The sequence below is a fragment of the Streptomyces sp. FXJ1.172 genome (assembly GCF_001636945.3).
In the GTDB taxonomy this organism is placed as follows: Bacteria; Actinomycetota; Actinomycetes; order Streptomycetales; family Streptomycetaceae; genus Streptomyces.
On record NZ_CP119133.2, the window covers coordinates 7,948,919 to 7,970,101 of the forward strand.

The 21,183-nt window shown below is 72.5% G+C and carries 21 protein-coding genes and 2 pseudogenes; 13 read left to right on the forward strand and 10 right to left on the reverse strand.

All coding sequences use genetic code 11. The features are described from left to right. Positions 1 to 40 precede the first annotated feature (40 nt). Positions 41 to 799, forward strand: a complete 759-nt coding sequence (locus A6P39_RS35920) for a PaaX family transcriptional regulator C-terminal domain-containing protein (protein ID WP_067052603.1) — start codon at positions 41 to 43, stop codon at positions 797 to 799. Beyond that, positions 796 to 1,200 (forward strand): DUF6221 family protein, encoded by a 405-nt coding sequence (locus A6P39_RS35925; RefSeq protein WP_067052605.1) that lies wholly within the window; start codon positions 796 to 798, stop codon positions 1,198 to 1,200. The genes A6P39_RS35920 and A6P39_RS35925 overlap by 4 nt, the downstream gene beginning before the upstream one ends. 108 nt (positions 1,201 to 1,308) lie before the next feature. Here A6P39_RS35925 and A6P39_RS35930 read toward each other — a convergent pair. Next, positions 1,309 to 1,788, reverse strand: a pseudogene (locus A6P39_RS35930) (pectate lyase). Between the two features lie 250 nt (positions 1,789 to 2,038). Between A6P39_RS35930 and A6P39_RS35935 the strand changes: the two are divergent. Next, positions 2,039 to 3,370 carry an SGNH/GDSL hydrolase family protein gene (locus A6P39_RS35935; protein ID WP_067052607.1) on the forward strand — a complete coding sequence of 444 codons (1,332 nt, stop codon included), beginning with the start codon at positions 2,039 to 2,041 and terminating at the stop codon, positions 3,368 to 3,370. Positions 3,371 to 3,670: 300 nt separating this feature from the next. Here A6P39_RS35935 and A6P39_RS35940 read toward each other — a convergent pair whose 3' ends face one another. Further along, positions 3,671 to 4,750, reverse strand: coding sequence for an NADH:flavin oxidoreductase/NADH oxidase (locus A6P39_RS35940; protein ID WP_067052673.1), 1,080 nt, complete (start codon positions 4,748 to 4,750; stop codon positions 3,671 to 3,673). Between the two features lie 129 nt (positions 4,751 to 4,879). Between A6P39_RS35940 and A6P39_RS35945 the strand changes: the two genes are divergently transcribed. After that, positions 4,880 to 5,236 carry an ArsR/SmtB family transcription factor gene (locus tag A6P39_RS35945; RefSeq protein WP_067052609.1) on the forward strand — a complete coding sequence of 119 codons (357 nt, stop codon included), beginning with the start codon at positions 4,880 to 4,882 and terminating at the stop codon, positions 5,234 to 5,236. A 144-nt stretch (positions 5,237 to 5,380) separates the two neighbouring features. On the opposite strand, the gene A6P39_RS35950 is transcribed toward A6P39_RS35945, so the two are convergent. Beyond that, on the reverse strand, positions 5,381 to 6,709 hold the full coding sequence (locus tag A6P39_RS35950; RefSeq protein WP_067052611.1) for an FAD-dependent oxidoreductase: 1,329 nt from the start codon (positions 6,707 to 6,709) through the stop codon (positions 5,381 to 5,383). 138 nt (positions 6,710 to 6,847) lie between these two features. Here A6P39_RS35950 and A6P39_RS35955 point away from each other — a divergent pair, with 138 nt between their 5' ends. Both A6P39_RS35955 and A6P39_RS35960 read left to right on the forward strand, forming a co-directional pair. Beyond that, complete coding sequence (locus tag A6P39_RS35955; protein WP_443053013.1) at positions 6,848 to 7,408, forward strand: DUF6214 family protein; 561 nt, start codon at positions 6,848 to 6,850, stop codon at positions 7,406 to 7,408. After that, positions 7,354 to 7,566: pseudogene (locus A6P39_RS35960) on the forward strand (DUF6214 family protein); the annotation flags it as partial. The gene A6P39_RS35955 and the pseudogene A6P39_RS35960, both read left to right, overlap by 55 nt. Positions 7,567 to 7,581: 15 nt before the next feature. Here the strand turns inward: A6P39_RS35960 and A6P39_RS35965 are convergent. From A6P39_RS35965 to A6P39_RS35975, 3 genes are all read right to left on the reverse strand, one after another. Beyond that, positions 7,582 to 8,250: a TetR/AcrR family transcriptional regulator gene (locus tag A6P39_RS35965; protein ID WP_067052613.1), complete on the reverse strand. Its 669-nt coding sequence runs from the start codon at positions 8,248 to 8,250 to the stop codon at positions 7,582 to 7,584. A 361-nt stretch (positions 8,251 to 8,611) separates the two neighbouring features. Next, positions 8,612 to 9,547 (reverse strand): M56 family metallopeptidase, encoded by a 936-nt coding sequence (locus A6P39_RS35970; protein ID WP_067052677.1) that lies wholly within the window; start codon positions 9,545 to 9,547, stop codon positions 8,612 to 8,614. Positions 9,548 to 9,640: 93 nt separating this feature from the next. Continuing rightward, positions 9,641 to 10,192 carry a DUF5134 domain-containing protein gene (locus A6P39_RS35975; protein ID WP_067052615.1) on the reverse strand — a complete coding sequence of 184 codons (552 nt, stop codon included), beginning with the start codon at positions 10,190 to 10,192 and terminating at the stop codon, positions 9,641 to 9,643. A 166-nt stretch (positions 10,193 to 10,358) separates the two neighbouring features. Here A6P39_RS35975 and A6P39_RS35980 point away from each other — a divergent pair, with 166 nt between their 5' ends. After that, positions 10,359 to 12,056, forward strand: a complete 1,698-nt coding sequence (locus A6P39_RS35980) for an FUSC family protein (protein ID WP_067052617.1) — start codon at positions 10,359 to 10,361, stop codon at positions 12,054 to 12,056. Beyond that, entirely contained in the window at positions 12,053 to 12,751 is a 699-nt protein-coding gene (locus A6P39_RS35985; RefSeq protein ID WP_107304466.1) for a MarR family winged helix-turn-helix transcriptional regulator, read from the forward strand. Before A6P39_RS35980 ends, A6P39_RS35985 begins: the two co-directional genes overlap by 4 nt. Positions 12,752 to 13,033: 282 nt before the next feature. Here the strand turns inward: A6P39_RS35985 and A6P39_RS35990 are convergent, their stop codons facing one another. Together A6P39_RS35990 and A6P39_RS35995 are read right to left on the reverse strand one after the other, a co-directional pair. Beyond that, entirely contained in the window at positions 13,034 to 13,798 is a 765-nt protein-coding gene (locus A6P39_RS35990) for a VOC family protein (protein WP_067052620.1), read from the reverse strand. Between the two features lie 250 nt (positions 13,799 to 14,048). After that, positions 14,049 to 14,441, reverse strand: a complete 393-nt coding sequence (locus A6P39_RS35995) for a VOC family protein (RefSeq protein ID WP_067052622.1) — start codon at positions 14,439 to 14,441, stop codon at positions 14,049 to 14,051. Between the two features lie 14 nt (positions 14,442 to 14,455). Between A6P39_RS35995 and A6P39_RS36000 the strand changes: the two genes are divergently transcribed. Further along, positions 14,456 to 15,052: a GNAT family N-acetyltransferase gene (locus A6P39_RS36000; RefSeq protein ID WP_079133679.1), complete on the forward strand. Its 597-nt coding sequence runs from the start codon at positions 14,456 to 14,458 to the stop codon at positions 15,050 to 15,052. A 3-nt stretch (positions 15,053 to 15,055) separates the two neighbouring features. Here the strand turns inward: A6P39_RS36000 and A6P39_RS36005 are convergent, their stop codons facing one another. After that, on the reverse strand, positions 15,056 to 15,739 hold the full coding sequence (locus A6P39_RS36005; RefSeq protein WP_079133680.1) for a glycerophosphodiester phosphodiesterase: 684 nt from the start codon (positions 15,737 to 15,739) through the stop codon (positions 15,056 to 15,058). A gap of 392 nt (positions 15,740 to 16,131) precedes the next feature. Here A6P39_RS36005 and A6P39_RS36010 point away from each other — a divergent pair, with 392 nt between their 5' ends. The 4 genes from A6P39_RS36010 to A6P39_RS36025 all read left to right on the forward strand — a co-directional run bounded on the left by A6P39_RS36010 (position 16,132) and on the right by A6P39_RS36025 (position 20,093). Beyond that, positions 16,132 to 17,529, forward strand: a complete 1,398-nt coding sequence (locus A6P39_RS36010; RefSeq protein ID WP_067052628.1) for a DUF6421 family protein — start codon at positions 16,132 to 16,134, stop codon at positions 17,527 to 17,529. A gap of 38 nt (positions 17,530 to 17,567) precedes the next feature. Beyond that, positions 17,568 to 18,332 (forward strand): SDR family NAD(P)-dependent oxidoreductase, encoded by a 765-nt coding sequence (locus A6P39_RS36015; RefSeq protein WP_067052630.1) that lies wholly within the window; start codon positions 17,568 to 17,570, stop codon positions 18,330 to 18,332. Continuing rightward, positions 18,329 to 19,399 carry a threonine aldolase family protein gene (locus A6P39_RS36020; protein WP_067052632.1) on the forward strand — a complete coding sequence of 357 codons (1,071 nt, stop codon included), beginning with the start codon at positions 18,329 to 18,331 and terminating at the stop codon, positions 19,397 to 19,399. Before A6P39_RS36015 ends, A6P39_RS36020 begins: the two co-directional genes overlap by 4 nt. Positions 19,400 to 19,499: 100 nt before the next feature. Next, entirely contained in the window at positions 19,500 to 20,093 is a 594-nt protein-coding gene (locus A6P39_RS36025; RefSeq protein WP_275883937.1) for a transglutaminase-like domain-containing protein, read from the forward strand. 157 nt (positions 20,094 to 20,250) lie between these two features. Here A6P39_RS36025 and A6P39_RS36030 read toward each other — a convergent pair whose 3' ends face one another. Further along, positions 20,251 to 20,979 (reverse strand): lysophospholipid acyltransferase family protein, encoded by a 729-nt coding sequence (locus A6P39_RS36030; protein ID WP_275883938.1) that lies wholly within the window; start codon positions 20,977 to 20,979, stop codon positions 20,251 to 20,253. Between the last annotated feature and the right edge of the window lie 204 nt (positions 20,980 to 21,183).

Here is a 21,183-nt window from a genome sequence, read left to right on the forward strand (position 1 = left end):
CAATAACGCAACAAGAGCGGTGCCCGTACAGTACGTGCCCATGCGCATGAACGTGTCGGCCGAGTCCCAGGGGGCGGACCTGCGGCCGCTGTCCGCCCGGTCGGTCGTGCTGAGCCTGCTCCTCGGCGCGCACCCGCCTCAGCTGCCGGTGAAGGACCTGGTCAGGCTCGTGGAACCCTTCGGCGTGGGCGGCTCCACGCTGCGGGCCGCGCTCAGCCGGATGGTGGCCGCCGGGGACCTGCGGCGCACGGACGCCGTCTACCGGCTCAGCGACCGACTGCTGGCCCGCCAGCGGCGCCAGGACGAGGCGTTGCGTCCCGGCACGCGCGCGTGGGACGGCGACTGGGAGATGGTGGTGATCACGGCGACGGGCCGCGGCCCCGCCGAACGCGCGGATCTGCGCGCCCGGTTGACGGCCCTGCGGCTGGCCGAACTCCGCGAGGGCGTGTGGCTGCGCCCGGCGAACCTCGACCGGCCGCTGCCGGCCGGTCTGCACCGCGTCGCCCTGACGTGCGCCGCCCGGCCCGAGGAGTCCGCGCACGACCTGGTCGCCCGGCTCTGGCCGCTGGACACCTGGGCGGCCACCGCGCGGACACTGCTCGCGCACACGGCGGCCGACCAGAGCCCGGCGAACCGTTTCACCGCGTATGCCGCGGCCGTACGGCACCTGCTCACCGATCCCGTCCTGCCGCCCGGGCTGGTGCCCGCCGACTGGCCGGGGGAGACCCTGCGCACGGACTACGCCGCCTATCAGCGGGAACTGACCGCGTCGGTGGGCCGACGGGAGCGCGCCGCGTGACGGCGACCGCCCTCGAGGCCTTCCTGCGGGCCCGGTTCGAGGAGGAGGAACGGGTGGCCCGGGACGCGATCACCGGCGCGCCCGGCGCCGTCTGGGGCGTCATGGCCGACGAGATCGAGCAGGTGCTCACCTCCCAGGACCGCGGAGTCACCCACACGCCCCTGGTGCAGTTCGGCGCCGACGACCCGGTACGCATGCTCAACCATGTGGCCCGCCACGATCCGGCCCGGGTGCTGCGCGAACTCGAGGCGAAACGGGCGCTGTTGGGGGAACACCGGACGTGGGACGACGGCAGGTGCCGCACCTGCCGCGAGGGTTCCCGTTCGCCCTGCACCACACTGCGCCTGCTCGCGGTCCCGTTCGCCGGCCACCCCGGGTACGAGGACCTCTGGCGCCCCTAGGTCCGGCCGGTCTCGGCGAGGGCGGCCGCACGTACTCGGCGGAGCGCGGCTCGAGGCCCACCCAGGCCGTGAGGACGGGGCTCACCTGTAGGTGATGTCGGAGCTGGACTACTCGCAGTACGTCCCGTCCGGGCCCGAGCCGTTGGTGGTCGGTTCCTTGCCCGTGTTGTTGCCGATGTACTTCTGGCACGGGACGATCTTCTTGCCCGAGTCCCCGACGACGCCGACGTCCTCCCATCAGACGTTCTGCAGGGTGCAGCTGCCCTCGCAGTGGATGCCGTCCGCGGCGGGAGCGCCGATGATGACGTTCTTCAGGGCTGTGCCGGGGGCCAGGTCCAGGATCGGGAGCTGGTGCTCGCTCTGTCCGCCGGTGCCCAGGTCCCCGCTGCCGTACAGGCGTTTCATCCCATAGTCCCTGGTGCCGGAGAGCGAGATGGTCTTGGTGACCGCCTGACTTCCGTTGGCGGTGGGCCAGGTGGCGGCGTGGGCGGGACCGCCGCTAGCCGTGATCATGCCTAACGTCAGGCCGAGGGAGGCGAGTCCGCCCGTCAGGGCGCGACCGGAGCGCGCGTGTGCTCGAGAAGTCATGTCCCGAACGCCTTCTTCCGAGTGGGGGTTATGTACATGACCAACGTGCGCTGTACCGAACTGAGTTGTGGAGGCGCGGGCACCGATCCGGACGCGCATGTCCCCTGTGCGGCACATCTGGTCACATCGATGAACGGACCGTAGGGTGTAAGCGCTTTCTGGTCAATGGATCGGGCAGAGGTGTCCCCAGTCGGCGGGAAGTATGGTGGGAGCGCTTCCATGGCGGATGTGTTCATGCCACGATGCCGCCGTGAAGCAGCCCGCCAGAGCGCCGTTCGCCACCGCGCTGAGTGTCTGTGTCCTCGTGCTGACCCTGGTCGTGACGGGTACGGCGGTCAGGTCCCTGCTCGGCAGACCCGGGCCGGCCACGGCCGGCGGGAGTCCGGGCGCCGGCAGGCACTGGGTGAACACGTGGACCGGCATGCCCCAGCTGACCGAGCCCGCCAACCTCCCGCCCGCGCCGTACACCGGTGACAAGTCGGTGCTCGTGGACACCACCCTGCGGCAGACCGTCCGGGTCACTGCCGGAGGCCATCGCATCCGGCTGCGTTTCTCCAACGCCTACGGCGACACCCCGCTGCCGCTCACCGCCGTGACCGTCGCCCTGCCCCAGGGCGGGAAGGCCGGCGTCAGCGGGGTCGAACCGGGGAGCCTGCGCCGGGTCACCTTCGCCGGCCGGGACTCCGCCACCGTGCCGGTCGGTGCCCAAGTGGTCTCCGACGACCTCGACTTCGACCTGCGCGCCGGGACCGAGCTGACGGTGACGGCGTACACCGCGCGCGGCCAGGCCTCGCTCGCGCTCACCTCGCACCCCGGCTCGCGCACCACCTCCTACCTCGTGCACGGCGACCACACGCGCGACCTGGACCTGTCGGGCGCGGCCGCCGTCGACCACTGGTACCTGCTCAGCGACGTCGAGGTGCTGGCCCCCGGCGGTACCCGCGCGGTGGCCGTCGTCGGCGACTCGCTCACCGACGGGCGCGGCTCCACGACCAACGGCAACGACCGCTGGCCGGACCAGTTCTTCGACCGCCTCCACAGCCGGCCGGACACCTCCGGCGTCGCCGTGCTCAACCAGGCGGCCGGCGGCAACCGTGTCCTCAACGACGGTCTCGGCCCCAACGTCCTCGCCCGCCTCGACCGTGACGTCCTCTCCCGCAGCGGGGTCGCCTGGCTGATCCTCTTCGAGGGCGTCAACGACATCGGCACCGCCGACGCCACCGTCGAGGCACAGCGAGCCGTCACCGACGACCTGATCGCCGGATACCAGCAGATCGTCGTCCGCGCCCACGCCCTGGGCATCCGGGTCTACGGCGCGACGCTCACGCCGTTCGGCGGAAACGCCGCCTATGACGACGCGGCCGGGCGGCGGGAGGCCTCCCGGCAGCGCGTGAACGCCTGGATCCGCACCCCGGGCCACTTCGACGCGGTGATCGACTTCGACCGGGCGGTGCGCGACCCCTCGGCGCCGGACCGGCTGCGGCCCGGCCTGCAGGTCGGCGACTGGCTTCACCTCGATCCGCAGGGCTACGGGGTGCTCGCCTCGGCGGTGCCCGAGGGGCTGTTCCGCGCCAAGGGATGACCGGCGGGTGGGGCATGCGGCGGGCAGGGGTGGCGGTCCTCACGGGCTTGCCAAAGCTGAGGGGCGCGCGCTGTGGTCCGCCGCCTTTCAGTACGCCGCCTTCAGAACACAGCCCCTGGGCGCCGTCCAGGGCGTCGGGCGTACCCCGCCCGGCCTGCCGTCCAGGGCGTCGGGCACACGCCGGTCGGTCCGGTCACCCGGTCAGGGTCCTGCCCGTGATGGGTCTGGCGCCGGCGGGGCAGTGGCGCCAGACCCACCGGGAGGAGAGGGTCCGCCGGCTGCTGTCGGGCCGGCCCGGGATCAGGCCGACCGGTGGTACTGGTCCGGCACACCGACCTCGCCGCCCAGTTCGCGGGCCGCGTGCCGGGCCCAGGACGGGTTGCGCAGCAGCTCGCGGCCCAGCAGCACGGCGTCGGCCTCGCCGTTCGTGACGATCTTCTCGGCCTGCCCGGCCTCGGTGATCAGGCCTACGGCGGCGACGGGTAGCGGGGTCTCGGCCTTCACCCGGGCGGCGAACGGCACCTGATAGCCGGGCTTGACCGGAATGGTCACACCGGAGGCGTTGCCGCCGGTGGAGACGTCGAGGAGGTCCACACCGTGGGCGTGCAGATCGCGGGCGAAGCGGACGGTGTCCTCGGTGGTCCAGCCGCCGTCCTGCAGCCAGTCGGTGGCCGAGATGCGGAAGAACACCGGCTTGTCCTCGGGCCACACCGCCCGCACGGCGTCCACGACCTCGAGGGCGAACCGGGTGCGGTTCTCGTACGAGCCGCCGTAGGCGTCGCTGCGGCGGTTGGAGTGTGGCGAGAGGAACTCGTTGATCAGGTAGCCGTGGGCGCCGTGGATCTCGGCGACCTCGAAGCCGGCGGCCCGCGCCCGTCGGGCCGCGGCGGCGAACTGGCCGACGATTTCGCTGATTTGATCGAGCGTCAGCTCGGTGGGTATGGCGTGGCGTTCGTCGAAGGGCACGGCGCTCGGGGCGACCGGCTGCCAGCCGTGTGCCTCCGGGCCGACCGGGGCGCCGCCCTTCCAGGGCCGGTCGGTCGACGCCTTGCGGCCGCCGTGGGTCAACTGGATCCCGGGCACCGTGCCCTGGGCGGTGAGGAAGCCGGTGATCCGGCGGAAGGCCTCCGTCTGTGTGTCGTTCCACAGGCCGAGGTCGTACGGCGAGATCCGGCCCTCCGGCGAGACCGCGGTGGCCTCCACGATGATCAGGCCGGTGCCGCCCGTGGCGCGCGCCGCGTAGTGCGCGAAGTGCCAGTCCTGCGGGGCACCCGTGAGCGGACCCTCCGGCTCGGCCGAGTACTGGCACATCGGGGGCATCCACACCCGGTTGGGGATGGTCACTTCGCGCAGGGTGATGGGCTCGAAGAGCGCGCTCACGACGGACTCCATTCGTCACGGACCGGTGGTGGCTCGTACGATAACCCTCGTACTACGACAGATGTCAAACTACGAAGAGTCTCGTACTATTCTTGGGATCGAGGGGTTCCGCGACGAAGGGCAACCGTCATGACCGACACCGCCGCCGCCGGCCGTGCCCTGCCGCACCCGGAGCCGGCGGAGATCCGGCTGGAGGCCGTGCTGCACGCGCTCTCGGATCCGATGCGGTTGCGGATCGTCCGTGAACTGGCAGCCGACGAGGCCGAGTTGTCGTGCTCCCACTTCGTCCTGCCGGTGACCAAGTCCACCACCACCCACCACTTCCGGGTGCTGCGTGAGAGCGGGGTCATCCGGCAGGTGTACCGGGGGACGGCCAAGATGAGCGTGCTGCGCCGGGACGATCTGGACGGCCTCTTCCCGGGACTTCTCGACTGTCTCCTGGCCGCCGCGGACCGGCAATCCGAACGCCTCGGCGACGGAACCTGACGCAGCCGCCTCGCTCGCGCCCGGGAGGCGGGGCGCCGTCACGGGCGTCATCGACCGTGTCCCCGGCGACCCGCGTGTGCTCTTCGCGGCGCGGCGCGGTGACTGTCGTGCCCGCGCGATGCCCAGGCGCAGGCTGGCGGTTCGCTACGCCGACCGCGCCGCCCCCAGCAGCGCGTCCCAGTCGGCCAGCTTGACCATGTTCCGCCCGAGCCGCGCGCCGAGCGCGGCCTCCGCCCGCTCGATCGCCAGCCATCCCTGCCACGGCACGGGGTCGATGCCCGCCGCCCGCAGCGCCGCCAGCGGCTCCTCGGGAGCCAGCGCCGCCATCAGCGCGGGGGCGTCCGCGAGCAGGGAGGCCGCCGTCTCCTTGGCGCACGGCCGGTTGGTGCCGATGACGCCTGTCGGGCCGCGCTTGATCCACCCGGCGACGTACTCGCCCGGCGAGACGACCCCGTCGCGCAGCACACGGCCCTCGCGGTGCGGCACGGTGCCGCTCGGCACGTCGAACGGCAGGCCCTCCAGCGGGACTCCGCGATAGCCCACCGAGCGCAGCACCAACTGGGCCGGCACCTCCTCGTACCGCCCGGTGCCCGTCACCCCCCCGCTCCCGTCCGGCGCCGTCCGCTCGAAGCGCACGGCGGCCACGCGGCCGTCCTGCTCGAGCAGTTCCACGGGCCGCAGGAAGAAGCGCAGCCGGATCCGGCGCTCCGCCTGCCGGGGCGGAGCGGCCGCCCAGCCGCGCAGCACCTCCACGTTGCGCCGCTGGACAGCCGTCAGCGCGTCGGGCGCGGATGTCGCCAACTCGGCTTCCTGCACGGTCACTTCGGTGCCGGGGACGGTGCCCAGCTCGCGCAGTTCCTTGGTGGTGAAGCGGGCCTGGGCCGGGCCGCGCCGGCCCACCATGTGGACGTCGGTGATCCCGCTCGCGGTCAGCGTGTCCAGGGCCGACTGCGGGATGTCCGTCGGATGCAGTTCCGCGGCCCCCCGGACCAGCATCCGTGCGACGTCCACCGCCACATTGCCCACGCCGATGACGACGGCCGAGCGCACGCCGCGCAGACAGCCCGCGTCGGCCGCGTCCGGATGCGCGCTGTACCAGGCCACGAAGTCGGTCGCCGACCAACTGCCCGGCAACTCCTCGCCGGGAATGCCGAGCCGGCGGTCGGCGGCGGCGCCGACGCAGTACACCACCGCGTGGTACAGCTGCCGCAGCCGCTCCACGGGCAGCCCGTCCGGACCGCCGACCCGGACCCCGCCGAGGAACCGCACCCGCTCGTGCTCCAGCACCGCGCGGAGGCTGCCCTGCAGGGACTTGATCTTCTCGTGGTCCGGGGCGACGCCGTAGCGGACCAGGCCGTACGGGCAGGGCAGCCGGTCCAGGACGTCCACGTGCACCCCGGGATCCCGCTGGACCAGGCTCTGGGCGGTGTAACACCCGCTCGGCCCCGAACCGACGACGGCGACACGCAGCACAGCGCTACTCCTTGCCCGAAGGACGGGTGCGGACACCTCCAGCATGGCATCGCCCGGCCCGTGACGGCAGAGGCCGGCGGGGTGAAGCGGACGCGTGTCCGTTCGTATGGAATGTGATCATGCGGTTACGTTGCGTGTGTGCTGGAAGCGTCCTTTCTTGATCTTTCTGCTCTCAATCTTTCCGAACGGAACGCGGAGGACGGCGCGGTGTCCGTGTGGCCCGCGTGGGAGGTGCGTGAGCACGGCGGCACCCTGTCCTGGTTCCACCTCCGGCTCTCCTTCCCCGACGGCGCCGGGGTCGACGCCCTGGCCGTCGTGCGCGAGGGCCGCGTCTCCATCGAGGACGTCCGGGCCGAGCCGGCCCTGTCCCTCGCCGACCTGTCGGTGCTCGCCGACTGGATCCAGGGCCCGCTGTTCGCGTCGTGCGGCGTGACGGCGGAGAGGACGGAGAGGACGGAGGGGAGGGAGGAGGAGAGGGAGGAGGGGGCGTTTGCGGGGGCGGGCGAGGGGTGGATGACGGTGTGGCGCGCGGGTCGTACGAGGAAGCCGAGCGAGAAGCCGGCCGGGAAGGCGGGCGGGAGGAGCGCGACCGCTCGGACGGTCGTGGGCCGGATGCCTGCGGCGGGCCGGGGGGCGGCCCCTGTGCGGGAGTGCGGCGCGCGCGGCCGGCCTGGCCGCGTGGCATCGAGGGGCGGCTGATGGTCGCCCGGGAGTACCGCGCGGCGCAGGAGGAGGGCGCCGATCCGGTGCTCGCCGTGATGAGCGCGACCGGGCGCAGCCGTCGCCGCTCCCTCAGGCTGATCGCCCAGGCGCGGGACGCCGGATTCCTGACGGCACGTCATGTACGGCGTGAATGACGGGTGCCGGGACCCTCAGGTCCGGTCCGGCCGTTCCTCCGTGGCGAAGAACCGGGACAGGTCCTGCCCCCGTGCCTCGGCGGCCGTCCCGCTCTCCGGCGGCACACCCAGCGACGAGTCGAGCCCGTACCGCTGGAACAGTTCGGCCCGCAGCACCGGAACGGGCATCGGCGCCCCGGGCATCAGCGCCGCGTACACCGCCCCCATCAGCAGGGCCCGCAGCCTCGGGTAGTCGGCGGAGACGTTCTGCGAGCCGTACCGGGCGACGGTGTCCCCGAGCAGCTCGCCCAGCCGCTGCTGTTCCGGGCACTGTACGAAGCCCTCCGCCTGGAGCAGGCCCGCCATGTGCTGGCGCATGAGCACGGGCTGGTCGCGGGCGAGGCCCAGGATCGCGTCGATGGCACGGGCCAGCCGCTCCCGGCCGTCCTCGGTGCGCGGCTCGCGCTCCAGCGCCTCCTCCAGGGTGCGGTGCATCAGCCGGTGCACGGCGGACTGCACCAACTGGCGCTTTCCAGGGAAGTAGTACGACACCAGGCCGCGTGCCGAACCGGCCCGGTCCGCGATGTCGCCCAGGGTGGTGGCCTCGAACCCGTGCTCGCCGACCAGCTCCACGGCCGCCTGCAACAGCCGCTCCCGGGAACGCCGCCGCAACTCTTCATTGACCGAGGCGCTGCGCGGGGACATCCTGTAACTCCTGCGTTGACTGGCTGCCAGCCAACTATACTCATCGCAGGGGACCGCCGTCGTGCGCGGGGTCCGTCCAGGGCTGCCGTCCGTCTGGGGCGACGCGGGGGATCGTCTCAGACGGACGGCGCGTGAACGAGTCCTTTTCAGCGGGCCCGGTCACGTCCACACCCACCACCGAGACCAGCACCGCCGCCACCGCGGACACGGAACCTATCGGTCGGCAAGGGCCGGGTGCCGCCCTGCCCGCTGCACCGCGGCACCCGCGCGCACCAGGCGCAGGGTGAGTGGATCCCGGCGGATCACGACGAGGGCGGGAGGCGGTCCGCGACAGGCGGCGAGGAGGGCCGCGGCGGGAGGCTCAGCCGAGTGCCCGCAACGCCGGTACCAGCGCCACCAGTACCGGGATCACCGGCACCAGCGCGGCCAGGGCCGTCAGCCGGAGCCGGTGCAGGGCGGGAAGGCGGTCCGGGGCGGACAGCAGGCGGTGGACGCGTTGCGGGACATGCGCCTGCGGGGTGGGTGAGGGGCCGAACACGCCCCGCTCCTCGTTGAGTTCGACCAGGGCCAGCGCGGTCGTCAGCCGGCCGAAGCGCCGGGAGGCCGTGTCGTCCGCGGCCAGTTCGACCAGCCGGTGCATCTCGTCCCGGAACGCGGCGAACACCGGCACCTGCGGGAATCCGCCCGCCAGCGCGGCCGAGCTGTGCAGCAGCCAGTCGTGCCGGGCCTGCGCATGGCCCTGCTCATGCGCGAGGAGCGCGTCCAGCTGACGCCCCTTGAGACGGCGCAGCGCCGCCGTGGTGATGACGAGCTGGGGCGCCGCACCGGGCAGCCACCAGGCGTCGGGACGCTCGCCCTCGAGCACCACCAGGCGACCGCGCACCGGCTCCTCACCGGGCAACAGCGGTGCGCGCACGAGGAGTTCGGCCCGCCGGGTGCGCCGCCGCGCCCGGGACCGTACGACCTCGCGCACCAGCATCGCGAGGCTCCACAGGCCACCGGAGGCGAGCACGACGGCGGTCGGCGCGGCCCACGGACCAGCCGTGCCGAGCGCGTACGCGTCCACGACCGCGCGCGGCGCCGGCCCGAACACGTTCCCCCGCACCGCCTCCCAGGCCGCGGCCGCGCTCAGCGTCATCGACAGCGCGCAGCACAGCAGGACGGCCGCCACGACGCACTGCCACGCCCAGAGGGCGACGACCGGTTCGCGGTCCACCCAGTCGGCCCGGGCGAGCAGCCGGGGACCGGCGACGGCGGTCAGGACGCCGAGCAGCAGCAGTGCCACGGGGACCATCATGGACAGCACCCTATGAGCGCGAGGCCGCTCACCGTACGGCCCATGGTGCCGAAGTGACGCAGGCAACGCTTCCGGCGGCCCCGCCCGCGCCGTTCACATGGCGAGCAGCATCGCCACCATGCCGATCCCCATCGACAGCCGGCACGCCCGCGCCAGCTCCGGGCGGTCGCCCCAGCGCACGGGCCCGGACCCGGCCACCGCGACCGCGGCGGGCACCAGACGGGCCCCGGCGAGCAGCACGTACCCCGTGAAATACACGAGGAGCGCGCCGGTCAGCAACGGCACGCCGAAACCGCCGTGCTCATGGTGCGCGGCGGGCGGGACCGCGGCCATCGCCACCGACATGTAGACCATCGCCGACGTGCCCACCAGGTGGTGCACATGGTGCGGCACGGTGCGGGCCGACCACAGCGCGCGCAGCGCCGCCGCCCCGAAGACGGCCGCGTACAGCGGCCATGCCCACCGCGGCGGAGTGAAGACCGCCGCCGGTACGGCCATCACGGCCATGCCGAAGCCCATCAGCGCCTCGCCGCCCGCGGCCCGGCGCTGCTCCTCCACCGCGCTGCGCATCCGCAGCAGGCAGTAGACCCCGGTCGCCGCGCACAGCGCGACCAGCAGCCAGGCCGCCGGTACCGGTCCGTGCACGCGCACCTCCCCGCTCGACGGTCGGTCCAGGGATGCGATGCCCACGCCATGCGGAGCGCACGCGAGCGCAAGGGGGTACACGGGGAGCATTCGGCGGAGCACGGCAGGTGAGCAGGGCCGGGAAGGGAATTACTTTACAAATAAAACACGTGCTAAATTGATGGGTATGAGCAGTGCGACCCCACACCGACTTCCCCTCGCCGGGGTGCTCCGCCTCGGGCGGCCCTCCGACATCTGGTTCAAGCCCGCGCTGAGCGTGGTCGCCGCGGTCGCCCCGCCCAACCTGATCCTGCTGGCGCTGGGCCACCTCGATCTCGCCATGTACACGATGGCCGGATCCCTGTGCGCGCTCTACGGCCACAACCGGCCCTATGCCGCCCGGGCCCGCGTCCTGGCCTGGGTGGTGCTCGGCATGGTCGGCGGCCTGGCGGTCTCGCTGCTCGCCGCTTCGCTCACCAGCGACGCCGTCGTCCTGGTCACCGTCGGCGCCGTCATGGCCGCCGCGCAGAAGACCGTGTGCGACGCCACCCGGCTCGGACCGCCCGCCAACGTCGTCCTCACCTTCATCAGCTCCGCCTCGCTGTTCGCACCGCAGACCCTCGGCCAGGTCCCGGGACACGTGGGGCTGGCCCTGACGGCGGGCGCCTGGGCCTGGCTGGTCGGTATGGCGCCCGGCCTGCTGCGCCCGCACGGCCCAGAACGGCGCGCCACCGCCCGGGCCCTGAACGCCGCCGCCGCGTACGCCGCCACGCGCGGCACCGGCGACGGACATGCCAAGGCCCGCGCGGCGAGCGCCGCCGCGATCCACGCCGCCTGGCAGTCGCTGCTCGCCCCCGGCGCCCGCCCCGACCGCGCCCGGCGTGCCCTCGAACAGCTCCTGGTGCGCGCCGAGGTCGCCCTCGCCGCCCCGGCCGACTGCGACCCGGCCCGGCTGCGCGCCTGGGCCCGCGAGCTGCGCGGCACCGGCCGCATACCGCGGGTCGCGAACCCGCGCGCAGCCGTCGGCGAACTCCTCGGCGTCGACCTCGACCTCGAACTCGCCCGGCCGACAAGCCCGTTGAGGCACCGGCTCGCCCCCCTCGCGCCGATCGCCGTGCGCACCGCGATCGGCTGCGCCCTCGCCGGCTACGCCTCCCTCGCGCTCGGCGTCGGCCGTCCCTACTGGGCCCTGGTCACGGCGGCCTCCCTCTACCAGGCCAACGTCACCCTCACCTGGAGCCGGGGCGTCCAGCGCGTCGTCGGCAACCTCCTCGGCGTGCTCGCCTTCGCCGCCCTCGCCCCGCTCGCCCATCTGCACCCGGCCGCCCTGGTGCTGTGCTGCCTCGCCCTCAACTTCGGCGCCGAGGCACTGATCGGCCGCAACTACTGGCTCGGCAGCGTCTGCGTGACCCCGATGGCCCTGCTCGTCACCGAGTTCGCCCGCACGCAGGACCCGGGGCGGCTGATGACCGAACGGGCCCTGGACACCCTCGTCGGCGCGCTGGCCGGCTTCGCCGCCGCCGTCGCCGTGACCAACCGGCGCGCGGGCGACCGCCTCGAACAGGCCCTGACCACGGCGGAACGCGCCCGTGAGAACACCGCCCGGCTGCTGGCCGAGCCACACCCGGCACCCGCCGTCCTGGAGTCCGCCCGCCGTGCCCTGGCCGCCGCCCTGGCCGACCTGCGCGCCACGGCCGACGCCGCCGCCGGCGAATGGTGGCAGCGCGCCCTGCCCGAGGAGCGGGTCGTGCTCGCCGAACAGGCCGGACACCGTACGCTCGCGGCGACGGTACGACGGCAGGGGTTCGTGCCGGGGCAGGACGAGGACCAGACCTGGGGCCGGGGGCAGGACCCGGACCGGGCGACGGAGGACATACGGCCATGACGGCGAGGAACGGCGGACCGGCGCCCGCGGGCGACCCGGCAGACGCGGGCCCGGGCGGCGGAGCGGACCGGACCGGCTCCGGCTCCGGGAACGGCCCCGGCTCCGGCTCCGGGAATGGCTCCGGCTCCGCAACCGGTACCCATTCCGGGACCGGCACGGTCACCGGCGAGGGCGGCAGTGCCGGCACCGCGCCGGGTGACACCGTCGCCGCGGTCGTCCGGCAGTGGCAGGCCGTGCACCCCGAGCTGGACACCGGACCCATGGAGGTCATCGGCCGGATCAACCGCTGTGCCGCCCTGCTCCAGCAGGCCGAGGACGCGCCCCTGCGCCGCGCCGGTCTCAGCCGCCCGGAGTTCGACCTGCTCGGCGCGCTGCGCCGCACCGGCCACGAGCTGACCCCGGGGGACCTGGTCCGTGAGACCTTCTCCTCCGGGGCCGCCGTCACCAAGCGGCTCAAGCAGCTGACCGAACGCGGTCTGGTCGAGCGGCGCGGTGACACCCGCGACCGCCGTGTCGCCCACCTCCGGCTCACCGACGCAGGGCGCGACCTGGTCGACGGCATCCTCCCCGAGCAACTCGCCTACGAGTCCACCGTCCTGTCCGTCCTGGCCCCCGCGAGGCAAGGCGAACTCGCCGGGATGCTGGGGGAGTTGCTCAGCCGTCTGGAGGGCCGGACGGGAGCGCTGCGGGCGTAGCGCGGGGCGGTCACAGGACGTCGTCCACCGTACGGCGGTGGGTGGAGCCCCGGTCGCCGTACCGCGTCCGCGTCCAGCCGGACCTCGGCGCTCGCCGGGCCGGCGGCGAGCTGCGCCTCCTGCGCGGCCACGCTGACCGGTACGACGTTCCCGGGCCGTTCCCAGACCACTTCGGGGTGCGCTCCAGCGGGCTGCAGCGCACCTGCGAACCGCTGGAGCGGGCCCAATCCCGCAGCTCTGCAAGGGCGTTGGCCACGGCGGTCTCCCGCGCGGTCCAGCCCCTCAGCCCTCCATGTCCGACACATGCACCCCGAACTCCGCGCCCTGCGGGTCCCGCAGCACGGCGATGCGCGGGCCGTCCGGCACCGTCACGGGGGCCACGACGACGGCCCCGCCCGCCCGCTCCGCGACCTCGGCCGCGGCGTCCACGTCGGCCACCGCGAAGTACGGCATCCAGTGCGCCGGCACCTCGGGCGGGAACCGGTCGCCCATGTCGGCCATGCCGCCGAACTCCGCGCCGCCGAGCGCCCACTGCGTGTACCACTCGGAGGATTCGGCGCTCCAGTCGAACACGGTGGTGTAGAAGTCCCGGGCCCGAGCGGTGTCCCGGGTGGCCAGCTCCACCCAGCCGAGCGTGCCGGGCGCGTTGAACAGCCCGGCGCCCCGGAAGGACCGCGCCTGCCACAGCTGGAACGCGGCACCCGTCGGGTCGAGGGCGACCGCGAACCGGCCCACGTCGAACACGTCCATCGGGCCGACGACCACCGTCCCGCCGGCCTCCTCCACGCGCCGTCCCGCCGCGTCCGCGTCCGGCACGGCGAAGGAGACGTTCCACGCCACCGGCTGGGCCTTCTGGTACAGCGGGGTGAGCGCGGCGACGGGGACGTCACCCAGGTGCGCCATCGTGTACCCGCCCGCCTCGGGCCGTGGATCCGTCTCCGGCCGCCACCCGAACAACTCGGCGTAGAACCGCTTGGCCCCCTCCAGATCGTTCGTCCCCAGCTCGGTCCAGCACGGGCCGCCGGTCACCGGCTTGTCGAACTCCATCACGGTTCCTTCCGGACGGGCGGACGGGCGGACGGGCTCCCCCACCACACGGAGCCCTCACCCGGCACGCTAACCCCGGCCCACGACCCCGGCCATCCGAGCCGCACCGGGGGCGGGGACCCGTCTGCCGCGTGCCCCTGAGCAGGTGGGGACCGTCGGCCGGGGGCGGCCCCGTCCGGAGGCCCGGCCCCGGCCCCTGTCCCGTTCCCGTCCCGGCCGGTGTCCCGTCCAGCCCCCGTCGGTGACCGCCTCAGATTCCCGGGCGGTACCGCATCGGATGGTCCGGCGGGATCTCCACCAGGGCGATGCGGACGCCGTCCGGGTCGGTGATCCACATCTCGATCAGGCCCCAAGGCTCCTTCACCGGTGGCCGGGCGATGGCGACGCCCTTCGCCCGCAGGTCGTCGTGCGCGGCCGTCACGTCGTCGACCTGCAGCCACAGCCGTACCGCGGGCGCCGGCGGGGTCTCGGACCGCCCGGAGACCTCCAGGAAGCCGCCGCCGAGGAAGTAGACCGTCCCGCGCTCGGGGCCGGTACCGAACTCGCGGTAGACGGACAGCCCCAGCTGCTCGCCGTAGAAGACGCGGGAGCGCTCGGGGTCGGTGGGGGTGAGCAGCGTCCGGCTGCTGAGTACGTGCACCATGCAGGCGGAGCCTAATGGCAGGGTTACCCTCGACCCTGGCTCAGCCACGCCCGAGATCGAAAGGCCGCCGTATGGACACCCCCGCCACCGGACTCACCTTCCGCGCCGCGACGGACGCCGACGTGGACGCCCTGGTCGCGCTGATCGAGTCGGCGTACCGCGGCGACTCCAGCCGGGCCGGGTGGACCACCGAGGCGGACATCCTGCAGGGGCAGCGCACCGACCCCGAGGGTGTGCTCGAGGTGATCAAGTCGCCGGACAGCCGGCTGCTGACCGTGGAGCGGGACGGCCGCGTCATCGCCTGCTGCCAGCTCGAACACCGCGGCGACCACGCCTACTTCGGCATGTTCGCCGTCAGCCCCACGCTGCAGGGCGCCGGCCTCGGCAAGGTGATCATGGCCGAGGCGGAGCGCCGGGTCCGCGAGGAGTGGGGCGTCACCGAGATGCACATGACGGTGATCTCCGTACGGGACGACCTCATCGCCTGGTACGAGCGCCGCGGCTACCGCCGTACGGGAAAGATGACGCCCTTCCCGTACGGCGACGAGCGCTTCGGCATCCCGCAGCGCGCGGACCTCCAGTTCGAGCTGCTGGTCAAGCCGTTGGCGTGACCCTCAGGCGGTGAAGCGGGCGGTGCGCTTGATCTCCGGGAAGTCGGTCGTCGCGCCGTCCAGCTGCAGGGCGCGCACCAGCCGCAGATGGTCCTGCGTGTTGACCACCCAGCCGATGATCCGCAGACCGGACGCGCGCGCGTGCTCGGCGATCTCCAGGGTGAGCCGGCGGATGTCGAGACAGACGGTCGGGGCGCCCACGGCCACGGCCCGCTCCACCACGTCGGTGCCGTAGCGTTCCGCGATCAGCGCGGTGCGCACGCCCGGCACCAGCCGGGCGATCTCGGCGATCGCGTCGTCGTGGAACGAGGACACCTCCACCCGCCCGACCAGGTCCCGCTCGTGCATCACCTTCGCCAGCGAGCGGGCCGCCGCCACATCCTTGATCTCGGCCTGCAGCGGCGTGCGGACCGCGTCCAGCACCTCCTCGAACACCGGCACCCGCTCCCCGCGGCCCGCGTCCAGGCCGCGCAGCTCGGCCAGGGTCTTCTCGGCGATCGGCCCGGAGCCGTCGGTCGTGCGGTCCACCTCGGCGTCGTGCATGACGACCAGCGCGCCGTCCTTGCTCAGGTGCAGATCGAGTTCGATGAGATCGAGGCCGGCGTCCTGCGCGGCGACGAAGGAACGAAGGGTGTTCTCGGGCTCGACACCCATGACCCCGCGGTGACCGATGGTAAGGAAGTTCAAGGTTCGACTCGCTTCCGTCGACGGCGGCTCGGCACGCGCGGGACGGGCGGACGCCGTCGTCCGCGCGGGCAGAGTCGCAGCCTAATCGCCGGGGCCCGCGATGAACCCGCACGTGCACGCCGTACGGGTGCGTGGCGCGCGCTTCAACTGGCCGGTATGCGCCCCGGCCGTCACCCGCTCGTGGGCGAGTCCCCGCGCTCTTGACCGGCCGGATCGGTGCCGCGGCGGGACCGTACCCGCTCGACGGAAGTGACCGCCGTCACGGTTTACGACAGGAAAATCGGCGGCCTACACGAGAATCGACAGGAAATTTTCCCGGGCTGCCCCTTGATGACGGAAACCGGGTATGCATACGGTGTCCTTACGCGAGGTTCTCCCGTGGAGGATGGGAAATGACGGAAATTCTTGTGCAGGCGGCTATGGAGGGACACGTTCCTTCGTCGACCAGGGTGATTGAGCACCCGGCCTGGCCCGTGCTCAAGGATGCCGTGGAGCAGATCCGGCCATGGCAGAGCAAGGACGGGTCGATCGACTTCGCGGCCGAGGGTGCCCCGGCCCGGGCCGAAGCCGAGGCTGCCGTGCGGAGTGTCGTCGAGGCGATCGAGCTGCTCTCCCCGTTGCTCCCGCACGACAAGGCCTACCACCAGGCCGTCGTGGACGACCTGCGGCGCTGGGCCGGGGGCGGCTTCGAGGTGCCCGACTTCCTGGACTCCCTGCTGGCCTTCCAGCCCGCCGCGCAGCGCGCGGACGGCCTGCAGCACCTGGTCGTCTTCCCGATGTACACGCAGAACGGCAACCTGGATCGCAACCTCGAGGCGGTCGTGCTGCGCATGGTCTGGCCCGACTGGCTGGCCGAGCTGGAGCGCACCCGCTACGACAACCCGCTGTTCTGCGGCATCACCTTCGAGGACTTCACGTCCGGCTACGACACCAACTCGGCCGTCCTCTTCCCGGAGACCATCGCCGTACGCGAAGCGCCGGAACGTTTCTCCTGGGGCGGCATCTTCTGCGACCGCGAGGCCGCCCGCTTCCGCCGGGTCACCGAGGCCGCCGTCGACATCCTCGGCCTCCAGCTGCCCGAGGACATCGCCGCGATGGTCCACGACCAGAAGCGCTGCGAGGAGGCCTTCGTGCTGTGGGACATGGTCCACGACCGCACCCACAGCCACGGCGACCTGCCGTTCGACCCGTTCATGATCAAGCAGCGGCAGCCGTTCTGGATGTACGGCCTGGAGGAGCTGCGCTGCGACCTCACCGCCTTCAAGGAGGCCGTGAAGCTCCAGGCGGACGGTGTCCCGCAGGCCCGTGACGTGCAGTACGCGGTGCTCTTCGACCGGATGTTCCGCTTCCCGGTCACCGGCGACCGCAACCGCAACTACGACGGCCTCGGCGGCCAGCTGCTCTTCGCCTACCTGCACAAGCACGACGTGATCCGCTGGACCGACAACAAGCTCTCCATCGACTGGGAGCGCGCCCCGCAGGTCACCAACCAGCTGTGCGCCGAGATCGAGAAGCTGTACCGGGACGGCATCGACCGCCCGAAGCTGGTGCACTGGTTCGCGGGCTACGAGCTGGTCGCCGACTACCTCGCCCCGCACCCCGGCTCCAGGTGGGCCAAGGGCCCGGACGCCCTGGACCTGACCCAGCCGCCGCGCAAGCTCGTGGACGACGTGCTTCCGGACGAGTTTCCGCTGAGCATGTTCTATGAGGCCCTGTCCAAGAAGCTGAAGAATGTGATCGCCTCCACCAAGGGCATCACGGCGGACGGCGCCGAGCGGGTCGCCGCGTGAGCGACCGCGTCCAGAACACTGCTTCAGAGGGGAAGAACATGGGGAACGGGGCGAACGGGCCGCTCAGCGGTTCGGTGATCGCGGTGGCCGGCGCGGGCGGACCCGCCGGCCGCGCGACCCTGCTGCGCCTGGCCGAGGCCGGGGCGACCGTCGTGGGCGCGGACAACGACCCGCAGCGCCTGTCGGAGGCCGTGGACGCGGCCCGGTACGCCTCCGGTGGCGCCTCCGTCACCGGAGACACGGTGGACCTGCTCGACCTGCAGTCCACCCGGGAGTGGGCCGCCCACGTCGAGAAGGACTTCGGGCGCGTCGACGGCCTTGTGCACCTGGTCGGCGGCTGGCGCGGCAGCGAGACCTTCACCAAGACCAGCCTCGACGACTGGGACTTCCTGGAGCTGCTGCTCGTCAAGACCGTGCAGCACACCTCGCTCGCCTTCCACGAGGCGCTGCAGCGCAGCGACCGCGGACGGTACGTCCTGATCAGCGCGGCCGGGGCGAGCAAGCCCACCGCCGGCAACGCGGCCTACTCCGCCGCCAAGGCCGCGGCCGAGGCGTGGACGCTGGCCATGGCCGACTACTTCCGCAAGGCGGGGATCTCCGAGGGCGCCGAGGGGCCCACCTCCGCGGCTACGATCCTGGTGGTGAAGGCGCTGGTGCACGACGCGATGCGCGCCGAACGCCCCAACGCGAAGTTCGCGGGCTTCACGGACGTCAAGGACCTGGCCGAGGCCATCGAGGGCGTCTGGAGCAAGTCCGCCGCCGAAGTGAACGGAAACCGTCTGTGGCTGACCGAGAAGCCGTGAACCCACCCAGGACCGACGCGCGTCGCCATCACGACCCGCAGGTCCGCGGTTTCGCCAGTGACAACTACGCCGGTGCCCACCCGGAGGTACTGGCCGCCCTGGCCCTGGCCAACGGCGGCCATCAGGTGGCGTACGGCGAGGACGAGTACACGGAGAACCTCCAGCGGATCGTCCGCAGCCATTTCGGGGCCGGTGCGGAGGCCTTCCCGGTCTTCAACGGCACCGGCGCCAACGTCGTCGCGCTCCAGGCCGTCACCGACCGCTGGGGCGCGGTGATCTGCGCCGAGAGCGCGCACATCAACGTCGACGAGGGCGGCGCTCCCGAACGCATGGGCGGTCTGAAGCTGCTCACCGTGCCCACGCCCGACGGCAAGCTCACCCCCGAGCTGATCGACAGGCAGGCCTGGGGCTGGGAGGACGAGCACCGCGCGATGCCGCAGGTCGTCTCGATCACCCAGAGCACGGAGCTGGGCACGCTCTACACGCCCGCGGAGATCCGCGCGATCTGCGAGCACGCCCACGCCCGCGGCATGAAGGTGCACCTGGACGGCTCCCGGATAGCCAACGCGGCCGCCTCCCTGGACGTGCCGATGCGGACCTTCACCAGCGCGGTCGGCGTCGACATCCTCTCGCTCGGCGGGACGAAGAACGGCGCCGTGTTCGGCGAGGCCGTCGTCGTCATCAACCAGGACGCGGTGCGGCAGATGAAGCACCTGCGGAAACTGTCGATGCAGCTCGCCTCCAAGATGCGCTTCGTCTCGGTGCAGTTGGAGGCGCTGCTGGCGAAGGACCTGTGGCTGCGCAATGCCCGGCACGCCAATGAGATGGCCCAGCGCCTCGCCGAGGGCGTGCGCGCGGTGCACGGGGTGGAGATCCTCTACCCGGTGCAGGCCAACGGCGTCTTCGCGAGGCTCCCGCACGACGTGAGCGAGCGGCTGCAGAAGCGGTTCCGGTTCTACTTCTGGGACGAGGCCGCCGGGGTGGTGCGCTGGATGTGCTCCTTCGACACCACGGAGGAGGACGTCGACAGCTTCGTGGCGGCGCTCAAGGAGGAGATGGCCCGCTAGTCACGCCGTATGCGCGGCGGTGTGGGTCAAGCTGCATAGATATGCGGTCACCTGAAAAGTCATTGACGTTCGGGTGATCGCATTCCTATGCTCTGCGCCCATGGAGCTGATCCAGAACACCGCCGACCTCTCGGCCTACTTGGCCGCCGACGAGGTCATCGACCATCACCATCCCGTGGTACGGGAAACGGCTGCCAAACTGGCCGGGGACGCCGTGGACTCGTATGCCTATGCGCGCGCCGCGTTTGAATTCGTACGCGACACCATCCCGCACTCCGACGACGCCGGTGACCCGCGCGTCACCTGGCGCGCCTCGGACGTGCTTCGGCAGCGCACCGGCATCTGCTACGCCAAGGCCCACGCGCTGGCCGCGCTGCTTCGGGCCGAGGACATCCCCACGGCCCTGTGCTACCAACGGCTGATGCACGACGACGGCAGCGGCCACGCCGTGCACGGCCTGGTCGCCGTGCGCTTCCACGGCGCCTGGCACCGGCAGGATCCGCGTGGCAACAAGCCCGGTGTGGACGCCCGGTTCTCGCTGGACGGCGAGCGGCTGGCCTGGATCCCCGACGCAGCGTCCGGAGAAGTGGACTATCCGGTCCTGTACGCCGAGGCGCATCCGCTCGTCCTCGCCGCCCTCGAGGCCGCACCGGACCGGTCGTACTTGTGGAAGACACTGCCGGACTCACTCTGAGACGAGCGGCGGCTCCCCCGCCCACCGCTCAGCCCGTCGCACCCGCCAACCCCCTTGGTGAAGTACCCGCCGTCGGCGGCGAGTTCACGCACCGCACCGGAAGGCGGCCGCGAACCCCGTCGACCGGGCCGTACGGCCGCAGGACCGGGTGCAGCGCTCAGTGGGCCTCGGCCGCGCGGAGTTGTTCCGCCGTCGGGGCCGTGCCGCCCAGGTGGGCGGGCAGCCACCAGGAGTCCTGCGGGTCCCTGGGGCGGCCGGGGTAGGCGCGCTGGGCGGCCTCGAGCAGTTCCTGGACGCGCTCGCGCAGGCGGCGGGTGATGGCGCCCGCGTACTGGTCGCGGGGCGCCTCGACCGCCTCGCCCACGCGGATCGTGACGGGCAGGTGGTTGCGCTTGAAGTTGCGGGGGTGGCCCTTGGTCCACAGCCGCTGCGTGCCCCACACCGCCATCGGGACCAGCGGGACGCCCGCTTCCTGGGCGAGGCGGGCCGCACCCGACTTGAAGCCCTTCAGCGTGAACGACTGCGAGATGGTGGCCTCCGGGAAGACCCCGATGACCTCGCCGGAGCGCAGCGAGTCCAGCGCGTGCGCGTAGGCCGCCTCACCCTGGCCGCGGTCCACCGGAATGTGCTTCATGCCGCGCATCAACGGGCCGGAGACCTTGTGCCGGAAGACGGACTCCTTCGCCATGAAGCGCACCAGGCGCTTCTGCGGCAGGGCCGCCAGGCCGTTGAAGATGAAGTCCAGGTAGCTGATGTGATTGCTCACCAGCACGGCGCCGCCCGAGTGCGGGATGTTCGCCGACCCCTGGCAGTCGATCTTCAGGTCCCAGACCTTGAACATCGTCTTGGCGAAACCGATGACGGGACGGTAGACCAGCTCTGCCATGGGCGGGGTGGACCCTTTCTGCTCTGCTCGGGAAAGGGGCTCCCGGCGGGAAGTTACGCAGCCGTAGGTTTACGGCGTCTCGCAGATCGTGCCCGAAGAACGGACCGGTAGCCAGTCCTGGTGCCCTGCGGCGGCGAGATCCTCGTCACGTCGGCCTACATCCCACCTCGGATCTTTAATGCGCCATTACGTGTGATTCGAGCC